General features: G+C 38.1%; 16 protein-coding genes. 2 read left to right on the forward strand and 14 right to left on the reverse strand.

All coding sequences use genetic code 11. From position 1 onward, the window contains the following. Positions 1–2 precede the first annotated feature (2 nt). On the reverse strand, positions 3–608 hold the full coding sequence (locus ABJH98_RS07845; RefSeq protein WP_348307098.1) for a recombinase family protein: 606 nt from the start codon (positions 606–608) through the stop codon (positions 3–5). 172 nt (positions 609–780) lie between these two features. Between ABJH98_RS07845 and ABJH98_RS07850 the strand changes: the two genes are divergently transcribed. After that, a complete protein-coding gene (locus ABJH98_RS07850; RefSeq protein ID WP_348307099.1) occupies positions 781–1782 on the forward strand; it encodes a hypothetical protein in 1002 nt (333 codons plus the stop codon). A 93-nt stretch (positions 1783–1875) separates the two neighbouring features. Continuing rightward, positions 1876–2553, forward strand: coding sequence for a DNA-processing protein DprA (locus tag ABJH98_RS07855; protein ID WP_348307100.1), 678 nt, complete (start codon positions 1876–1878; stop codon positions 2551–2553). A gap of 600 nt (positions 2554–3153) precedes the next feature. Here ABJH98_RS07855 and ABJH98_RS07860 read toward each other — a convergent pair. From ABJH98_RS07860 to ABJH98_RS07920, 13 genes are all read right to left on the reverse strand, one after another. Next, a complete protein-coding gene (locus ABJH98_RS07860) occupies positions 3154–3393 on the reverse strand; it encodes a hypothetical protein (RefSeq protein WP_348307101.1) in 240 nt (79 codons plus the stop codon). Positions 3394–3699: 306 nt separating this feature from the next. After that, on the reverse strand, positions 3700–4482 hold the full coding sequence (locus tag ABJH98_RS07865; protein ID WP_348307102.1) for a LytTR family DNA-binding domain-containing protein: 783 nt from the start codon (positions 4480–4482) through the stop codon (positions 3700–3702). Next, positions 4479–5477 (reverse strand): histidine kinase, encoded by a 999-nt coding sequence (locus ABJH98_RS07870; RefSeq protein WP_348307103.1) that lies wholly within the window; start codon positions 5475–5477, stop codon positions 4479–4481. The genes ABJH98_RS07865 and ABJH98_RS07870 overlap by 4 nt, the downstream gene beginning before the upstream one ends. A 73-nt stretch (positions 5478–5550) precedes the next feature. After that, positions 5551–5787, reverse strand: a complete 237-nt coding sequence (locus ABJH98_RS07875) for a DUF6515 family protein (RefSeq protein WP_348307104.1) — start codon at positions 5785–5787, stop codon at positions 5551–5553. Between the two features lie 451 nt (positions 5788–6238). Beyond that, on the reverse strand, positions 6239–6868 hold the full coding sequence (locus ABJH98_RS07880) for a porin family protein (protein ID WP_348307105.1): 630 nt from the start codon (positions 6866–6868) through the stop codon (positions 6239–6241). An 85-nt stretch (positions 6869–6953) separates the two neighbouring features. Then, a complete protein-coding gene (locus ABJH98_RS07885) occupies positions 6954–7358 on the reverse strand; it encodes a hypothetical protein (protein WP_348307106.1) in 405 nt (134 codons plus the stop codon). A gap of 146 nt (positions 7359–7504) precedes the next feature. After that, positions 7505–8323 (reverse strand): hypothetical protein, encoded by an 819-nt coding sequence (locus tag ABJH98_RS07890; protein WP_348307107.1) that lies wholly within the window; start codon positions 8321–8323, stop codon positions 7505–7507. Then, a complete protein-coding gene (locus tag ABJH98_RS07895; RefSeq protein WP_348307108.1) occupies positions 8307–10751 on the reverse strand; it encodes a TonB-dependent receptor in 2445 nt (814 codons plus the stop codon). Before ABJH98_RS07895 ends, ABJH98_RS07890 begins: the two co-directional genes overlap by 17 nt. Further along, on the reverse strand, positions 10748–11575 hold the full coding sequence (locus ABJH98_RS07900) for a DUF4249 family protein (protein ID WP_348307109.1): 828 nt from the start codon (positions 11573–11575) through the stop codon (positions 10748–10750). The genes ABJH98_RS07895 and ABJH98_RS07900 overlap by 4 nt, the downstream gene beginning before the upstream one ends. A gap of 11 nt (positions 11576–11586) precedes the next feature. Beyond that, on the reverse strand, positions 11587–14295 hold the full coding sequence (locus tag ABJH98_RS07905) for a TonB-dependent receptor (protein ID WP_348307110.1): 2709 nt from the start codon (positions 14293–14295) through the stop codon (positions 11587–11589). An 827-nt stretch (positions 14296–15122) separates the two neighbouring features. Further along, positions 15123–15665 carry a T9SS type A sorting domain-containing protein gene (locus tag ABJH98_RS07910; RefSeq protein ID WP_348307111.1) on the reverse strand — a complete coding sequence of 181 codons (543 nt, stop codon included), beginning with the start codon at positions 15663–15665 and terminating at the stop codon, positions 15123–15125. A 43-nt stretch (positions 15666–15708) separates the two neighbouring features. Beyond that, entirely contained in the window at positions 15709–17484 is a 1776-nt protein-coding gene (locus tag ABJH98_RS07915; protein WP_348307112.1) for a hypothetical protein, read from the reverse strand. An 11-nt stretch (positions 17485–17495) separates the two neighbouring features. Further along, the gene (locus ABJH98_RS07920) at positions 17496–18320 is read right to left on the reverse strand and encodes a hypothetical protein (RefSeq protein WP_348307113.1); all 825 of its coding nucleotides are present in this window, start codon (positions 18318–18320) and stop codon (positions 17496–17498) included. Positions 18321–18898: the final 578 nt, after the last annotated feature.

Genomic DNA, 18898 nt, shown 5'->3' on the forward strand with positions numbered 1-18898 from the left:
CATTACTTCTTATTAGAAACTCTTCTTTTTGGTTTATTCGATAAATTTTCTTTAGCCCATTCCAAATACCTATAAAAGGTAGCTCTACTCACTTGCAGTTGTGTAAGAATATCAGCAACTGGCATTTGACCTTGTTCATATAGTTGATGAGCAGCCCAGGCCTTCGTCTGAGCATCATCAGAAAGCCCTGGTTTTCTACCTCCGACTCTACCCTTTTCGCGAGCAGCTTTCAATCCAGCCTTTGTTCTTTCACTAATCAACTCCCTCTCAAACTCAGCAAAAGATGCGAAGATGTTGAAGATCAATCTGCCTTGAGCTGTTGTCGTATCAATGTTATCATTCAAGCTAACAAAGTCTACGCCCGCCTCTTTAAAACCAGCCACTAAGCTAATGAGATGTCGAAGAGATCTTCCCAGTCTATCAAGTTTCCAAACGAATACCACATCTCCAGATCTCAAATGAGCAAGTAACTTATCCAGTTCAGGCCTTTCCTTGACCGCACTCCTTTTCTCTTTGAAGATTTTCTCACAACCATACTTTTCAAGTTCTGAAACTTGAAGTTCTAATTTTTGATCTTGGGTAGATACCCTGGCATAACCTACCTTCATTTGAGTTCAATTAAACGTCTATTCATGAAACTCATTCGTGAGATGAGTTTATGAGACAGAAGATAAGAATAATTAGTGTGAAATCGAAAGTTTTGTTAAACCACCGTTTTAGGGAACATCAAACGGTCAATTGTTTATATTTACACGACATGTGTCTCTTTTAGCGCTAAGTATGCCAATAATAGCCCAAGTTGATAGGCCGAAACAGGGCCATACCCGACCGGCCACAATAGAGCTAGCTCGAAAGCAGGAAACTTATAACAATGAGTATCCTTCATCCGGTGATAAATTATCCAATCAGAACCTAGCAGACCACAGCACACAGGTGAACCGATTGACCCAGCTCCAACTCCTGGCCAACCCTAAAGCATCGTATGATCAGGTAGTTCAGTTAACTCAAAAACTCACAGCAAAATCGGTTGCACAAGCAGATGAGCTACTCGCAGGACTTGTTACCCTGGAAAAGCGAATTGGAGACCCAAGTGCACATGGAATTGTATACCTCGGAAAATTGACAGCAGAGGGCCTTGGTCAAATTCATAAAATAGATGATGACGACAATGTCGATGACTATTTACGAATGATTGCGGTCAAAAAAGTAACTGCTAATATTAAGGCCCTTCGTGATGGCATGCCTTGGGAAGTGCACGTCCGTGACGAAATTGAAAACAAGAACAAGGCATTATCAAATAACCCACCTGCAATCACGCCAGATACACACATCGTAATTACAGTTCAGTCCCAAGATCAAGAGACTCCCAGTGCCTACTATATTATAATGAATTACGAGGAAAAAGGCTCATTGTCCAGTAAGCAAATCGAACGATTAGGAGACTATACGCAGGAATTTGATATTCAGATGAAAAATTATGCCTGTCAGCTCAGCAATGCTCTCCAAATAGTAAAAGACGCCGGATATAACCCTGGAGACATGAAGGCCGAAAACACCCTAATAACTAATCCAGGTGATGAACAACTACATGTAATTCTCGCAGATTTTGGAAGCTATGAAAAAAAAGAGTACTACAATATCAACAGCGACATTGCTTTTGTTATGAATCATATTTTTGCCAATAAGGGTAAACTGGCCTCAAAAAGCGCCACAGAAGTGCAACAGTGGATGACTCAAAAGAATCTGTTATGGGATCCGAGCAAATTTGAAGAGGAAGAATAAACCTGATCGAAGTCTCAAAAAATGTCTGCATAACTTACCATTTAACTATACGAAGAAATATTCACCTTCCCCTAAATTTTGTTATTTTGTAATATGGAGACACTATCATTAGAAGATTCAATTGGAATTCTAAATATCTATGAATCTAAGAACGCTCCAAATAAATTGTTTTTCGAAGGAAATCTTAGCTATTTATCAAGTGCGCGCAAGGTTTCCGTTGTCGGTTCTAGGAAAGCTACGAAGGAGGGCATCAAAAGAGCTGCCATTATTACTGAACTCCTAATTTCAAAAGGCATCATTGTTGTGAGTGGTTTAGCAGAGGGAATTGATACAATAGCACATACTACGACTATCCAGAAAGGGGGACAAACAATCACAGTTCTGGGTACGCCACTAAATAAGACCTACCCGAAGAAAAATGAGCACTTATTACAGAAGATCAAAAATGAGCATTTGGCTGTTAGTCAATTTCCGAAGGATCATCCAGTTCAACCCAAAAACTTTATTATGCGTAATCATACCATGGCCTTAATTAGCGACGCAACTATTATCGTTGAAGCCGGCGAAAAAAGTGGATCTCGATATCAGGGATGGGAAACCCTTCGATTAGGAAGAGAGTTATTTCTTTTGGAAAGTTTAGCAAACGATCCAAAACTCAGCTGGCCAAAAGAGATGATTAAATATGGAGCAAAGGTGCTAACTAGAAATAGTATTACTCATTTTCTTGATGACCTTCCTGAATTCACAACTTCCAAAAATGCTACATTCTAACTCCTTCCTACTCTTATGTTTCTGTTGAAGATATAAGACATAGCATAATTAAAGGCATCCAAGCCAACCAAGAAAGTGCCCGTAGGTACCAGCACATTGGAGAACATAAATTGGTCGTTTTATTCTGTTCGTATTTGCCACCTTGTCAAAGTGTTGGAAAATAAAAAAATTGATTTCCAAAATCACACCAATTTATCGAGCATGCCCGATAAATACATTCAGATTTCATACAAAATGAATTGATGTTCTAAAATTCACATTTTAAATGAATCAAATTAGTAAAACATAGCAGTTTTACATGTTTTAAATGAGCTTTTCGTTTTTAGCATTATTTGAAATAAACCCTTACCTACTCTCGTCATACATAGTTTTTGAAGGACTTGTTATCTTAATTGCTGGGCATCATTTAAATGGACCTCGACAATTATCGTACCGCTTGATTATATAATGATATTATGTTAACCAGCACAGCTGGACTATGACGAGTACGTTCTTGTTGTTTGTTTTTAAAAGCTGTAGCCGAATCATTCTGCGCTGTTATATAATTTGATGTTATATTAAATAGCCGCACGGCCAGCGCTCGAATTCCTCACGCTCGGCTCACGCTGTCCCTGCGCCAATTAATAGTTTTCCCAACGCTCTTTCCAGATTGCATCTGGATTGGCCATGCCCATAAGCATAAGATTTAGAGTCAAAACGTTTCTTGTATTTTGAAGTATTCGAACAATTACCCAGAATGTTTTCAAACCTGCCTTGCCGGCAGGCAGGTACGGGATTCTCAACGCGTAAGATTTTGACTCTAAAACACATGCTTCCCAACGCTTTATTATAAGCATCCATCTTAATGCATTTTGTTATGATGAGCTACAATTAGCCAACGGTTAAATGAGTTTCAAATAAGCCCTATATAAGACTCTCAGATTTGTTGATTGAATTGTATTTGCTGTGTCGCTCTAGCCGCTGGGCTTTTACTTTTTCCATTGATGAAAAAGTAAACAAAAAATCTAGACAGAAAAATCCTTCTGCCCACAGGGCCCACGCACACCCCGCTTTTCTGACTGGCCGACGCTATATCAATTCTATTTAACATAATATGAGATAATAATAGTTGATTTAGCAGATAAGACATGCTGTCTTTTCTAATGCTCATACCTTATTCATCCACTGCTTAAAATCAGTTGCCTTAGCCTTACTGATGATGATATTATCTTTAGGTTTTGGGTTAATATTCAAAAACAACCGCCCATTAAAATAATATTCAACGTCTATGATGGCCTCTCTTTTTATGACAAATTGTCTATTCACTCGATAAAATAATATAGGATCAATAATCTCCTCAATTGAGTCAAGGCTTTGATCGATAGGAAACAGTTGACCATCCTTTGATACACATTTTACCATTCCATAGTCAGCTTGAAAGTAGCTTATATCATCAACCCCTACCGGAACCAACCTGTCTTTATAAGGGAGCAAGAAATTCTTTTGATAGGTTTTTTCATGATTGAGCTTTTCGTAAATCCTTTGAATCTTATCAGATAGTTCAGGTAAGTGATTTGAATTACCCGCTTTACTTAAAAAAAGACGCTTATACTTATCAATTCCCCGCTCCAAATCTATTTTTTTTATAGGCTTAAGAAGATAATCGACACTATCCAGCTCAAATGCTTTCAGTGCATATTGATCATATGCTGTACAAAAAATGACAGGAACTCTGATATCAATTTTATTAAAAATTTCGAAAGAAAGCCCATCACTTAGATAAATATCCACCAGCATTAGGTTAACATTATCAACCATTGGAATAAAAGATAAAGCTGATTCTATTGAACCTAAAACAGATACTACGTTAATACTGGGATCAATTTCAGATAGTAAGTCCTTAAGTTGCCTGGCAAGATTCTCTTCATCTTCGATTATTAATACATTCATTGCAAAAGCGGGATTTTGACCTCAAAAGTTTCATTCGTCTTTTTGATGATAACCTCCCTATTAGACATGTATTTGTACCGTTGGTTTAAATTGTATAATCCTAAAGAATGATTGCCTGTAACTTGTCTTTCTTTTAATGAGTTTTTTACCCTAACGTTTTGGTCAGCGGACTGAATACTTAGATTCAACGGATGATCTGGATTAAAATTATTATGCTTAACCGCATTTTCTATAAGCATCTGTATGGCTAATGGGGGCACCTTCATTTCCATGGCTTCTTTTGATATAACAATCACCTCTCCAATAGAATCTCCAAAACGTTCTTTAATCATCGAAAGATAAATTTTTGCAAACTCCATCTCTTCTTTTAGTGATACTTTGTCTACATGCTCATTTTTGAGTACGTAGCGATATACATCAGACATGTCATGTACAAATTTTTTGGCTTTTGATGGGGATTCATCTATTAGTCCGTTCAGAGTAGAAAATGAATTGAATAAGAAATGTGGATTGAGCTGCTCTTTCAAATTGGCAAATCGAGCTTCAGCAGATTCTTTTTGCAGCATTTCATTTTTTAAATTGATCTGGTAATTCTCTCTCATAAATCGATAAACTGTCCCTACAAGTGCCGATACCAGCATCAACGCCAGATTGGTCATCATAGCCCATACAATCAACACTCCTCCACGCTCTACGGGTATACGATCCGAGACCGGAAGTTCTACTTGCTGCATAGTCAAAAACACATACCCAAGCTGAATAGGAATAAATATCAATAAATTAAAAAGTAAGATCCCTTTGATGTTCAAGAGATTGAACTTGATAGGACCTAAGTTGACTTTATTGTAAAAAATGTTTGCAGATAAAAAGATAGAACATACCAAAAAGAGTGTTCCTATACGAATAAAATAATCCCATCTTCCAAACTCATACAATCCTAGTGCCTCCATACGGGTCATCAAGCTGACTCTGGAGATACCCATCAAAAAAGTCATAGTAAATGAGGTAAGTATGAATAAACCAACTCGAGAGATAAGGCGCATATTATTAATTAATAAAACATCAAAATCAATTTTCACCAACTACTTCATACCATACGGTATTGTCTTCAATAACTTCCTTAAAATATACTCCATCCGATACATAAAATTTTTGATCATCTATTATTTTAACTTCACATGTTTCGGAAAGTCTTGGAAGTCTGGTGCCAACCATCATAGTACTTTCCTTAATTTGAGGGCCTTCTACAACTTCATAGGAGATGGTGTTGTTCTCAATTATTTCATTATAAATAGGTGTTGTCAACCACATAGTATTTCTGCCCTTCAATAAGTTTTAATTCACAGCCTTGAGGAAAAACGGTAACTCTCGCACCAATCGGTGCACAACGACCACATACTCCTTACCTGCTGGTTGATAAATATGCCATTATAGTAAAAAATACTCCTCCTCTTACCACCAAACGTATATATCGGGGTGGTAATGTGGCAACTCGCACACCTATGGGTGAAGCCACCACAGATACCCCCTACCTACCACGGGACGATAAAATACACCCCTGGAGTAATGTAGTGTAGCTCCCCTATACACTACCTTAACAGCGTTATCAACCCGAACCACAGTTCTACCTCTAGGTGGCACACGCTTTTTAACAACCACCCTTTGAGCTTGAGCTGAAAACACAACTATGACAACCGCAATCATTACAACCAAAAATCTTTTATTTATTGATTCTCCCATACCTATAAATTTGTTTTCAGAATCTTCTGGAGCGGGTGCGTTGCAAATAGATTTGTATAGTGTGTTGAGTGGCATTACCTAAAAAGTCTTCCGAGAGTAGATCATTTGACACTTCTGAAAGACCATAATAGTAGCGGATTCCAATAGGTCCAACTTTGACTCCTCCTATCAATCCATAATCGAAATCATGAATGGCATCTTTATCGAAGGTTCCATATCCAGATCCAAATTGTCCATCAAATTGAAAGTTGGCGTTGAGTGGAATAGCTCCATATCCACCAATTTCTACACTAAAGAACTCATTAATTTTATATCCATAAACCACTGGAAACTCCAGATAGATTATTCGATAAGTGATTGTTCCATCAAATACACCTAAGTTATTAGGATCATAATCAGCTTTTCCTCCTTTGGAAGAAAATGCTATTTCCGGTTTGAGATAAGTATTGTCCGAAAGTGGAATCGAAGGTGCAAATCCAATATGTAAGCCTACCCTAGCCTTGGCATTTTCTGTATCCGACGGAGATAGATAACTAATGCCAATACCCTTTTTGAAATAACTAAAAACCTTTGCTACTTCTCCTCGCTGTGCAGTTAGTTGCAGGCTAACTATTAGAAGAAAGAGCGTTCCAATTTTTCTTTTCATTTTCCTGTACTTTGAATTTTCTGTTATACGAATAGAAGAAGGGCCTCATCCTGAGATGAGAGCCCCTCAAAACCAATCTAAATTACTACCTACCACCTCCTCGATTTGCTCTCATTTGTGAGCGCATATCTTCTTTCTGTTTTAGATAGATTTTGTATTGATCCTTATCCAGGACAGTTTTCACTTCTTTATCTTTTCGATCACTCATATCTCTAAGTTTTCGAACGGTTTCCATTGATCTACCACCTTTGACAATTACTTCCATTTCTTTGATGTATTTAAGATTGATATCATACATCTGCTGTTTCAGGTCATCATAGAAATCAATCTTCTCTTTTTGCTTATCAGTCATCAGCCTTGCTTTTTCTTCGGACGTTTTATCAGACATCTTTCCATTCTGTGCAAATCCTGATGTCACCATTGTCAAAAGGCTTATGATAAAAATGATCCCTTTGAGTTTTGTATTCATTCGATTTCGATTCGTTTCCATTTTATTCTGTTTTTGTATTTTGTTTTACAAGCTAACGTACCCTATTCTCTTTCTTTGGCCAGAAAACCATGAGGCTGACGAATGACCTGATGAACTAGATGAATTGGATATTGAAGTATATGGTCTGCTTAAAAAGTTACAGATTGCTATTCATTCCATTGGAACTTGGACCAAGTCATGACAGGTTGATTCAATTCCTGAAATGCTCTTAGCTTATCATTCATTCCTCCCATTCCCATGCTCCTACCAGTCATTCTACCACCTGCTACTCCGGCAAACCTTCCACCACCTCTACCAGCCATTTGTTTTTTGATCAATTCCTGGACATTGATTCCTTCAATCTCAAAACCAATCGCGATAAAGTCCTTTTTACCCTTCTTTAGTAGGCTATTAGGAACAGAATATTCAATGATGAACTCCTGCCTTGAAACAATCTTTTGAGAGATTTCTATTGGAATTTTAAGTTGTTCTAAAGTGACATGATACAATTCTTTAGTGTCATCCAAAATACCTATTAATCCTACCTCATTAGAGGACTTCTCTTCCAACATTTCCAGTCCTTTACCTTCTAATTTCTCTCGATCAAAATTCTGAAGGCTTCCACGCTGACTCATCATATTTTCCAGCATACCACTTTCCATTGCTCCAAGTGGATATTTTATCCCAACTTCCTTTTTAGACTTTCCTGTTCCATCTAGCCAAATTGTAAGTCCGAGAAGTCCAATCTTCTTGAAGGTTTGTTGATCCATCGCTTTGACAAGAATTTTTATGTATTGCTCTTCTTGGGCAATGGAATAAACCAGGCCAAGTCCACTTACCTTTTGGTATTGATCCCTGTTCCATTCTGTATCTTCACCGTCTATCACAATAGATTCCGAAGTATTTAGAGGAGCAAGTTGAGGATGACAAGCTGTGATTAAGACCCCAATCAAAGCGTATCTGGATTTTTTAAAAATTGAAATCATGTTGAAAATCAAGTTCATTGATATCAGTAGGGTTGATTAAATGCCGCTTTTTATAATTATTGAATCGGAAGCTTAGGTTGATGTTTACAATCGGTGTATAGGGAGAAAATTCCATGTTTGATATGAAATACTCACTACCGCTTTCATTTGAAAATTTCATCGTACTAAACACATCACGTACTTGAAGTGACAGGTCTAGCTTGTTTTCAAACAGTTGCTGCTTCACGCCAATCATTGTAGCAAAAAAGCCCTGTCGGGAACCCTGAGAGTTCGCTACCTCGCTATTGTAGAGTACATTGAACTGGAGTGAAGTATTGGTCTTGCTGACTTTGAAAGTCGAACCAAGCCTTGCATTCCATGAATTGGAAGAGTTGTTGATTTCTTCCCCTGATACATCCCCATTGATATTGTATCTGTAGATACTCGAACTTAGGTTGAAACGCCACCAATCAGTAAGCTGACCTCCAGCCATAATTTCAGTACCATAAGAATAATCCTGTTCAACATTTTGGTAAGTAAGCAACATATGATCATCACTGCCCACCAGCCATACCGGACTGATTTTATTTTCTGTTTGTCGATAAAAAATATCAGCCGACACAAACGTGAAAAGAAATCGCTTTAAAAGAATCAGTTCGACCGAATGGATATATTCTGGCTGCAATTCTACATTTCCACTTCTCTGGTTCTTCTCGTCTATGAACTGGGGATAGGGATTGAGTTGATTGATATCAGGCCGGTTGATGCGTTTACTGTATCCGAGCTTTAATTGAGAATCTTGAGAAAAGCGATAAGACACATTCGTAGAAGGAAACAGGTTGAAATACTCCATAGTATTGGAAACTTCGGTTTGATCAATAGTTCGAGAAGTCGTTTCTGGCCTGAGGCCAATTTGATAACCGATCGAGTTCCTCTCCCCTGCTATTTGAACATAGCCAGCATTTATAGAACGGTTTAGAAATATCTCATTTTCACTAAGCGTCAATTCCACATAAGTGCTTACGGCCATTTGTTGATCCAGCTCTGTTGTTTCATACCTCCATTGGTATCCTACTTCTAATCGATCATTCTTTTTTCCAACAGGCCTGGAATAATCCAGATTAAGTCTGGTTTCCGATTCCTGGCTTATTTCATCGGCACTTTGATCGACAAGAAGATCTGAAGGTACCCAACTCTCTGTGGCTGTTTGCTCAAATAGGTCATCCCCTTTTGATCCATCCGTTCGGGAATAAAATAGATTAGCACTCAGCTTATGACCATTAGAAAGATCAAACAGATGCTCAAACCCAATAGATGATGAAATGAAACTTCTTTCATTGTCAGCAGTTGTGAGCGTCAGAATGTTCAGTGTGGTGTCTGAGACCGATATTGTTCTAGAGTTATATTCTCTTTCAAAAGATAGTTGTCCTACACTCACATCCCAGTTGAATGAATTTGTAGCATTGGGATTATAAGTGATTCCACTTTTAATGGTGTGGTTAGCACGGTATACACCAATATCCATATCCGAGTCCCGTACATTAGTACCATCAGTAAGTATCGTTTCTCTGATTCGATTTCCCTCCCCCTCAATCGGAGCATACCTAGAGTTTATTCCGAGAGAGAAAGTGACTTTGTCTCGGGTCAATTGAAAGTTGGCATCTCCAGAATATCTACCCAGCAAATTAGATGTAAACCCTCCTCCTCCGTTGACCACTCCATTAAAACCCTCTGAAAAATCCTTTTTAGTGATCACATTTATAATTCCAACTTCTCCCTCAGAGTCAAATTTGGCGGAAGGATTGGTAATGATTTCCACACTTTCAATTGTATTGGCTGGCATCTGTTGGAGCGCGTCACTACCTTTAAGCGCTGTTGGTTTTCCGTTTACCAAAACTGTGAAATTAGGACTTCCTCTCAGTGTCATATTTCCATCCATGTCCGTTTTGACAGATGGTTGATTTTCAAGTGCTTCTACCAATGTCCCTCCCTGTGCAGAAAGGTTGGAGGCTATGTTTATTACCTTTCGATCAGCTTTGAATAGAATTTCCTCTTTTTGACCAGTCACTACCACTTCATCAAGTTGATCAATAAAAGGTTCAAGGGTAATCTCACCAAAGAAAATTTCCGGTTGCTTGGGTAAGATCATGACCTGGTTGATGACCGTCTTTTTATACCCAACAAAACTGATTTCGAGGCTGTAGGCGCCTAAGCCTAATCCTTTAAAGATGAATTGACCTTTCTCATTTGTGAATACACCTTTGACTACTTCATTTGTACGAAGTTGATAGAGTGCTACAGATGCAAATTCCATAGGTTGCTTGCTATCTAAATCAACCACTTCTCCATAAATAGACCCCTTTATATCAAGATTTGGCAGCTCTTGAGAAAAAACTGGACTGGCCAACCCAAGAAAGATGAGGAAACCAGAAAAGTACTTGCGTTTCATTGCTTGTTGATTTCCAGATAAACAGTATCACTAGCAAAGCCAGATAAAATACCCACTCCGTTAGTTATGTTGGTGAAGGGTTCATTCAGATCCCTGGAATCCTGCTCGATCGTTTCATAAAGCAAGGCATACTCTTCATTAACGTGATATAAGATGATCCTGTGAGTTCCAAATTGGTTATAATGAATGAAAGGGATCATCGTAAAGAAACTATCCTGAGTGGGCGTTGAGACAAACTCGAAATTGAAATCAAGTATGTTATTAAGATCAATGGACTCAGGAGAACTTTCCATGTTTTCAATGACTAGGAAATAGTAATCCCCATTGGGATTATCCCATTCTACGCTGACACTGTTGTTCTGATCACTAGCCAGTTCTATTACATCAAAAATATCAATCAGTTGAGGCAGTGTTATTGAGGCGGTAGAAAGATCTAATCCAGTAGGTACTGCAGGTACAGTGGTAGATGAGGAAATAACATCTCCTTCATACACAAAGTTGATTTCATAAGTTTCGCCACTCGTGATTTGTAGATCATCCCCTGGATAAGAGTATCTACCACCTCCGGATTCTGCATTTACCAAGGCGTAGGAAGTTCCATTCCAAGTGATTTCAATTTCAAGTCCATTGACCTCACTATCAGATATGCCCGATGCAAATGGAATCACCTTCGTTATTTTAATATCATCAACGGGATCATCTACATAGAGGAAAGCTTCTACAACCGGGATTGTATCATCAGGTTCAAAATCTGGTACATCTTCACATGAGATTATTCCGATGAATACTAGTAATAGAAAAAAACTATTGTATGTACTTTTCATTTGTTTATCCATTAAAATTTGAAACTTAAATTAAGGTTAGGAGTAAATCCTATTAAATTGACATCAGTCTCTAAGACTTCCTCTTCCTCCACCAAAAACTCCTTATACCATGTGTTATCACGATTGTAGAGGTTGAATAATGACAGCCCAATCTGTCCACTTCCTGTCTCGCCCATTTTGAATTTGTAGTTGGCAGAGAGATCCATTCGATGGTAATTAGGTAACCTGAAAGAGTTTTTAGCTCCTACGCTGATATAATTATAGGTTACTCCATCTAGTGTTGTAAGTTCGTATTCACCGTAAGGAGATGTGTAGGGTTTGCCTGTACCATAAACCCAAGTAGCACCAAATTCCCACCGTCCAACCTCATAGGTATTAACCAGATTAATTTCATGACGTGTATCATGCAGGGCATAGAATGGATTGTCACTTATTCCGGGTATATCATGTACCACCTCTCCGATGGTATAGCTAACCCATCCCTTGTACTTACCTGTCTTTTTTTGGATAAGCCATTCAATACCTCTAGCCACTCCTGTTCCTTCAAAGAAATAATCTGTATCTTCTAAATCCACCAGTGCAGTGGCAGACTGACGATTGCTGTATTCGACAATACCATCCAGTGACTTGTCATAGACCTCCACATCAAAAAGCCATCCATTAGTTTCGTAGCTTATCCCTCCGATAAGATGTCTGGAGAAGCTCACAGGACTATTTTGATCATCTGAGAGAAGCCAGAAATCTCGACTCCCTTGGGATACATCCTCACGAACAATGCGATTAACAAACTGGTAATAGTGACCCCATGCGGCTTTTAATTTCCATTTCTTACTTAGTGAATAGGATGCGGATAGTCTAGGCTCAAAGTACATCTTGTCTGTCACGTCAAAATAGGTGGAGCGCAGACCTCCGATCACCGTCAGTCGGTTATTTACTTCCCATGTGTCTTGAAGGTAAAAAGCAGCCTGAACACCCTTATTCTTTTCGTCAATCACACTAACAGTATCATTTGCAACGAAACTGTAAGAGATATCATTGAATATGGTTTGTGCTCCAAATTCAATCGTATGGAATTGGTTGAGGAGGTATTCATTATTGATAGCAAATGAATAGTCAAACAAGTCGTTGATCTCTTCAGTACCAATTCTACGATTTACTACACTATCTGCACGATCTATTGTTACATCGTTGATACGATCTCTATCGCTAAAATAGTTTGAGAAACTTGTCACCGCATTTGAATAAAAGCGATCATTCCATTGACGTGCCCATCTTAAGCTTGTCCCAATGTTACCCCACTGAAGCAAATCTGTTACATCTGTATCAATGGACGTTAGATCACCGTTTGCGTCTTCAAAACTATTGGCAGTTACCCTGGAATTGTCCAGGTCGTCCTTCCCGCTGTAGTAGGATAATGATATAACATCTTTAGCCGATGGACGAAAGCTCAACTTGGCATTGGCATCATAAAAAAAGAAAGAAGGTTCGGTTTCTTCCTGTTGGTTAGCTCCTCCACCTCGTCCTGATCTAGACGGCAAGCTAGAATTTTGATTTGTGGTGGTAGATTCATTGTCATTGTATAGGTCAAAGATATCATCGTAGATTCCGCTCGTAATAATATCGGTATAGGATCTTCTACCTGCCAGAAATAGGTTAAATTTTTCTCCAATTGGAACTTCTACAAACGCATTAGCACTGATAGCGCCAATCCCTGCTCCTCCCGAAAATTTGTTTTGGTTTCCGGTTTTTCCAGTTAGCTCCATGACACTGGAAAGGCGTCCTCCATATTTAGATTCAAAACCACCTTTGTGCAACTGCACATTCTTGATTGCATTCGGGTTGAAGGCACTGAAGAAACCATAAAAATGATCTACATGATACACTGTAAATCCATCCAATACGACCAGGTTTTGATCTGGAGTACCACCTCGAACAAAAAGACCTGAGGATGCTTCATTGGTACCACTAACACCTGGTAAGAGCTGGATACTGCGAAAGATGTCTTTTTCCCCCATACTAGGCAATGCACTCAAAGCCTCTGGTGAAACACTGATCTGACTGATTTTATCAGTGGCACTCATCATTTGGTTGTCTAAGTTAGAAGCACTGACAACTACTTCTTCCAATCGCTGCTCTGAGATACCTAGCTTTATGATTAAAGACTTTTTATCTATGATATCTACAATAGGGACTTTGGAAGTGGTATGACCGACATAATGTATGGTCAGCATCATCGTATCGGTAGGAATATTCAGGAGTGTGAAGAATCCATCAGCGTTTGTTGTAGTCCCATAATTTGTACCAATAATCCCGACAGTAGCAAAGGCCAGCGCCTCACCATTGGCTTCATCTACTACCTTTCCACTAAGGTTGAAATCTCTGTTGCCCACTGTTCGGTATCGACTGGTGTCAACGGGTTGATCGTCTACCAAAACCACTCCATATTGAACGGCATAATGAAGCCCATAATTATTTAAGATTTTCTCTATCGCTTCTTTTACCGTCTCTCCTTTGAAAGTGTATGACTTAATTTTGGCTGGCAGTTTATGTTCTCCCATGTTTAATTTCAACCCTGCATCAGCTACCAGTTCATTGAGGATCATTTGAGGTGTCTTTCCCATAAATGTTTCATTGACTGTTTTTGATAGGCCATTGTCTTGACCTTGCGCGCTTAGGGCTAGAAACACCAACCAAAGCCCATAATATCCTTTCCTTATCATATTTATGTTTGAGTATTTTATTCTGCAAGAGTAGCGCTAGAAAGGACACTATGATTTGGAAAAACAAAGGAAGCTGACGAATGAGGACATGAATTGACCGTAGGCTCGGTTGAAGTAGTTTCAGAAAAAAGCAAAGTCTGTCTCAATAGAAATTTGAAAGCCTCAATTTGATTCCCTTTACCACCTTTTATTCATCATCTCTTGAATTGCACAAGATGGTTCAGAAACCAAGTTTTGAAGCGTATCTTCAAATTGGAGATTTTTTTAAGAGCATGATTGGTAATTATGTGCATCAAATTCCGCACACATTCACCTTTCCCCTGGCCCATTTCCAACCCTAAGAAAAGCTGAAAGAGTGCTTAGTTACTGCTCCAATAAAAGATAACGGTACTAGAAACGAAGAAAAACCAACCCACACTATTAATCCCCTATCCCAAAACCCAAAGCTGATTTAACATAACACAGACCATTATATAACACAACTAGGGATTTGCGCCCAGACGCACAGCGGATGGTTAACATAAAATCAGATATGTAATTTGGGTTGATCTGTGCGCTGGCCAGTTGTTCGGATCGTTTTCAAATACACGATTCTCAGGCGTTAGGATTTTGCCAAAATAAACAAAGAATCAAGCCAAAATCAATCCAGCTATCCCTCAAGGCCAACACGTGATTTTGGCGAACGAACGCACAGAAATAAAATCTAGGACAAATCGAACGCAGTGAGGTACACGGCCAGTGATTCACGAGGTGTTTGTGCGGGGCATGCCTTGTGCGTATGAGTAAAACAATCACCCCCCCGATACAACCCAACACTCAGTGCTAGCTTAGTACTCTGCCATTTTTAGTATTTGAGATCTAGAAACCACCTTTCCGTCCTGCAATAATTCCAAAACAAAAACTCCATCTATCAGACGATGATCTAATTCTATTTGTATTGAATGATTATCTGTGATATTGAGAATCGAGGCATAAATGATTTTCCCATTCAAATCTACTACCCGAATTGAAGAATTAGAATAATTTCCATTTACCTTAATGTTGAGAATATTATCAGTAAAAGGATTGGGATAGATAATTACCGAATTATCCTCAATTCCTAATATGTCTGCATTCTCTCTGGCTTGAGATTCTGATACTGAATAACCAAATATCACAATCCCGGATGCTTGAGATTTCACATTAAATCCATCTGACAGAACTATTTTAGATGATGAGGTGATTTTCTTATACTGTAATTGAAAAGTGGAGTTAAGTTCAACATCCTCATCATAATGATCATGGTTCAGTGACTGTTGGGATTTGGTTTCATACCCCAAAATACCAAGGCACAAAAGAAATATTAACCTGTATATTTTATTTGAACTCATTGATTCTCATTATAGTTTTGAAAATGTATGGGTGATTCCTTAATTAAGGATTCGTAACTTTCTTAATTTCAATACAATAGACTCTTCGGGGTTCAACAGTAAACTCCATTTTATCTAAATTAGTCGTATAGAGGGCTGTTCCGGCAGTAAGACCCGTATCAATAATAAAATACTCAATATCTATATTACTGCTTTGTTTAACAGAACTAAGCCATGTATGATTATCGTCAAGATCACCAACATCATCCTTGTCCAATACAGCAGTTTTGTGTGTTTTATACGAGAATGAAACTAATTGAAGTTCGTTACTCGCGCCGAATTCCTTGGCCAAGTTTGTAAGCTTAATTGTAACCGGTTGGTCCGTGTTATCATAAGGTTCTTTTTTAACAACTCCATTAGAATTTTGGAAAACAAGTAATCGAACCATGTCATTATCCTTTTTACCCGCCATGATCAAAACATTATCTTCATCCATGTATTTAGTCTTGAACCTTGTCGTCATCTCAGAAAACAGCTTATGAGAAATATAGTTGGAATTAATATCACCATTAGTTCCCTGACCCCATCCTTTGCCATCCTCCAGATTATCTTGGGAGAAATCATGATTCAAGAAGGCACCAATAGCACCATATGCTGGGTTTCTTCCTGGATTATTAGAATCATAAACTTTCCAGGTCGATTTGCCCGCCATTCCGTCCAACCCAAATTCGTTCTTCATAGATCTCAGTTTTTGCTCTATATAATGATAGCTGCTCAAAATATAGAGGTCATCATATTGTCTTTTATTCATCAGCTGCGGATCTGTTTGATTATCAGTCTGATAGAATCGATCGCCTAGATGTTCTCCGATATACAGGGCTTTGATTCCTAGTTTATTGATGTAATCCTTCTGTGTGTCTGCCAACAAGTCACTTACCTCGTTTAAATCATTGGTGTGCTGATCGACCGCTCCACGGTGAGGAAAATTGTGGTAACTAAGTACATCCAATTCGATTTTATCATGGGCAGATGCAGTCTCATTATGTGCTACCAAATCATCCAAAAACTGTTCGATAAAATCTATATCTATAGTCTTAATTCCATTCTCATCCGTGGTTTCTTTACTTGCCTTGGTACTTGGTCCGGCAATCCTGTAATTTTCATCAATTCCTTTCACGTACTGTGCTAAATCGATAAACACTTCAGAAAAATTACCATATATATATGCTCCTGTTGAATCTACGTCATTTGGTTCGTTCCAGATGTCAATGATGACGTCACTTTCATCTATTCCCATAGCATCAATATCAGCTAGTCTTAGATCTATATAATCTTTAAAATGTTGTTCATAATAAAGGTCATTGTTTCCAACACTGGGGTGCTCAGGCCAGGTCAAATTTTGAACCGCACTATACAAACTTCCATAATCGCTGATGTCATTACATTTATCAATCACATCTTGCTTGTTATTTGTGACTTTTTGTAAATCAGCCCACCATCCACTGAGAATCGGAATAAAAACAGGATTATCACCAGCGGCTCTAACTGTTGGATATCCACAAAGTCTCGCGGATCGGAAGTAGCGAATGTTTAGTGGTTCAATTAATGCTTCAGTCGGATAAATTTTGGTGTCATCAGTATCATCTTCGACGAATCCATGCAGAAAACCTGAGATATTGGGATAATTGTGGATTGTCGAAAAATCGATGAGTGGGTCAAATTCCGTGGGTACGCTACCAAAGGTCAAATCATCCTTACTCGTTAGGGGTTGACAGTTTTGTGCTATAATTGCCTCACTGCCTAACCATAAGAACAGTAAGACAAAGCAAAATTTCTTCATGCAAATATTCATTACTTGGAAGTCTTTTCGCTCTTTAATTCTTCAATTTCCTTTTTCAACTGGATCGTATAAAGGGTCAGTTCCTCTATTTTCTGAAGCAACTTCATGTTAAATTCTGCTAGTTTAAGCCCCTCTTCTTTAATATCAGCCTCTGATGGAATTTCAGGTAAGTGACCATTGTTATTGATGTAATCTTCAACTTCATCTAAAGGTTTTAATACATAAGATTCTTCAAATACATAATCAGGTATCGTAGTTGGCTGGACAGTTACTTCATCAGTTTGTATACCGTTTTCAAAAAGTGACACATCATTGGCATCCAGAAGGACTCCATCTCCTATCTTGAGTTGAGCACTAGTATAATCAGTACCATCGGTTATAAATTCAAACTCATGACCGCCGCTTCCTGACTTTCCAATTACGAATGTATTATATTCAGAATTGTGAGCCTTATTGTACCAATAATCATCTGTATCATTAACATAAAATTTAATAGAGGAAGCATTATGCCTAAAATCAAGTCCAAACTTTGAAAGATAAGTGAGTCCGGCTACTTTGAAATAAGACAAGGTATAATCAGTGGCATCTGAATTCACAAATTGGAAATCTTTTCCACCAGACTCAAAATATGAAACATTGAGACTTGGATTATAATCATCTATTAATGGCTTTGAATATTCGAATCTCCATTTATCATTTGGATCCACATTACAGTCGTAATAAAAAATTAGATTTTGTCCAGATTTTGATAACCCGAGAGAGGTATTAAGAATATCTTGAGAGAAACAGATTAGCGTTTGCAAACCTAATAGTACTGATAGAATATAAGCTTTCATATATGAATTATTTGGATTAAAAATAGTTAAGATTCTTAATAAACTCAGCTGTTTACTGATAAATTAATAAACAGCTGATTTGTTATATTATACCATTTTTTTACTTCCAAAAGTTGAAAGACTTGTCTGAGTAGCCTTTTGATTATCCTAAAACATTCCGCACACATTCACCTTTCCCCTGCCCTTTTTTCCAACCCCAGAAAAGCTGAAAGAGTGCTCGTTCCTACCAAGAAATGAAGTGATCGTTTTTGATTGATGAATTAAGCCAAACCCTAAACTATTAATCCCACCCTCGAACCAACGCTGATTTAACATAACGCAGGCCGTTATATAATTAATATTGTGATTCGCCGTAATACGCACATTTAGGTGATTTTAACTATTAAGACCATTCTCAATGTGCGTATTTAATATAAGATCAGATATGCATCTACGTGTCGCGCTAGCGATACTGAGTTGCATATCGGTACTGATCTTATGTTAAGGCGAATCACAGTGCACTATTATATTAAATAAGACGATTATAACCATTTTAAACAATTTCTAATGTGCGTATTTATATAAGATCAGATATGCAT

The sequence above is a fragment of the Reichenbachiella sp. genome, from assembly GCF_039969095.1.
Taxonomy (GTDB): domain Bacteria; phylum Bacteroidota; class Bacteroidia; order Cytophagales; family Cyclobacteriaceae; genus Reichenbachiella.

Coding starts and splice junctions, on each gene's coding strand:
- ABJH98_RS07845 (WP_348307098.1), bottom strand. CDS start 608: ATGAAGGTAGGTTATGCCAGGGTATCTACCCAAGATCAAAAATTAGAA.
- ABJH98_RS07850 (WP_348307099.1), top strand. CDS start 781: ATGCCAATAATAGCCCAAGTTGATAGGCCGAAACAGGGCCATACCCGA.
- ABJH98_RS07855 (WP_348307100.1), top strand. CDS start 1,876: ATGGAGACACTATCATTAGAAGATTCAATTGGAATTCTAAATATCTAT.
- ABJH98_RS07860 (WP_348307101.1), bottom strand. CDS start 3,393: ATGGATGCTTATAATAAAGCGTTGGGAAGCATGTGTTTTAGAGTCAAA.
- ABJH98_RS07865 (WP_348307102.1), bottom strand. CDS start 4,482: ATGAATGTATTAATAATCGAAGATGAAGAGAATCTTGCCAGGCAACTT.
- ABJH98_RS07870 (WP_348307103.1), bottom strand. CDS start 5,477: ATGACTTTTTTGATGGGTATCTCCAGAGTCAGCTTGATGACCCGTATG.
- ABJH98_RS07880 (WP_348307105.1), bottom strand. CDS start 6,868: ATGAAAAGAAAAATTGGAACGCTCTTTCTTCTAATAGTTAGCCTGCAA.
- ABJH98_RS07885 (WP_348307106.1), bottom strand. CDS start 7,358: ATGGAAACGAATCGAAATCGAATGAATACAAAACTCAAAGGGATCATT.
- ABJH98_RS07890 (WP_348307107.1), bottom strand. CDS start 8,323: ATGATTTCAATTTTTAAAAAATCCAGATACGCTTTGATTGGGGTCTTA.
- ABJH98_RS07895 (WP_348307108.1), bottom strand. CDS start 10,751: ATGAAACGCAAGTACTTTTCTGGTTTCCTCATCTTTCTTGGGTTGGCC.
- ABJH98_RS07900 (WP_348307109.1), bottom strand. CDS start 11,575: ATGAAAAGTACATACAATAGTTTTTTTCTATTACTAGTATTCATCGGA.
- ABJH98_RS07905 (WP_348307110.1), bottom strand. CDS start 14,295: ATGATAAGGAAAGGATATTATGGGCTTTGGTTGGTGTTTCTAGCCCTA.
- ABJH98_RS07910 (WP_348307111.1), bottom strand. CDS start 15,665: ATGAGTTCAAATAAAATATACAGGTTAATATTTCTTTTGTGCCTTGGT.
- ABJH98_RS07915 (WP_348307112.1), bottom strand. CDS start 17,484: ATGAAGAAATTTTGCTTTGTCTTACTGTTCTTATGGTTAGGCAGTGAG.
- ABJH98_RS07920 (WP_348307113.1), bottom strand. CDS start 18,320: ATGAAAGCTTATATTCTATCAGTACTATTAGGTTTGCAAACGCTAATC.